This is a genomic window from Pseudomonas sp. Ant30-3, assembly GCF_000690905.1.
GTDB lineage: Bacteria > Pseudomonadota > Gammaproteobacteria > Pseudomonadales > Pseudomonadaceae > Aquipseudomonas.
This window is the reverse complement of sequence record NZ_JMCL01000257.1, coordinates 1-479: the sequence shown is the minus strand read 5'-3', so window position 1 is coordinate 479 and position 479 is coordinate 1. Positions and strand designations below refer to the sequence as shown.

Annotated in this window: 2 tRNA genes and 1 rRNA gene; all 3 read left to right on the top strand. The window is 53.4% G+C overall.

Annotated features, from left to right (window positions below):
* A 16S ribosomal RNA gene (locus tag DU29_RS0129240) occupies window positions 1-160 on the top strand; the annotation flags it as partial.
* A 123-nt stretch (window positions 161-283) separates the two neighbouring features.
* Window positions 284-360, top strand: a tRNA-Ile gene (locus DU29_RS0129235).
* Window positions 361-370: 10 nt separating this feature from the next.
* Window positions 371-446 (top strand) — tRNA-Ala (locus DU29_RS0129230).
* Window positions 447-479 lie beyond the last annotated feature (33 nt).

Genomic DNA, 479 nt, shown 5'->3' with positions numbered 1-479 from the left:
CCGGGCCTTGTACACACCGCCCGTCACACCATGGGAGTGGGTTGCACCAGAAGTAGCTAGTCTAACCTTCGGGGGGACGGTTACCACGGTGTGATTCATGACTGGGGTGAAGTCGTAACAAGGTAGCCGTAGGGGAACCTGCGGCTGGATCACCTCCTTAATCGACGACATCAGCTGCTCCATGAGCTCCCACACGAATTGCTTGATTCATTGAAGAAGACGATAGAAGCAGCTTTAAGCTCCAAGCTGATAGCACATGGCTAACAGTTACAAGCTCGAAATTGGGTCTGTAGCTCAGTTGGTTAGAGCGCACCCCTGATAAGGGTGAGGTCGGCAGTTCGAATCTGCCCAGACCCACCAATTTTGTTATGGGGCCATAGCTCAGCTGGGAGAGCGCCTGCCTTGCACGCAGGAGGTCAGCGGTTCGATCCCGCTTGGCTCCACCATAAACTGCTTTGACACGTTAGAGTTTAGAAATG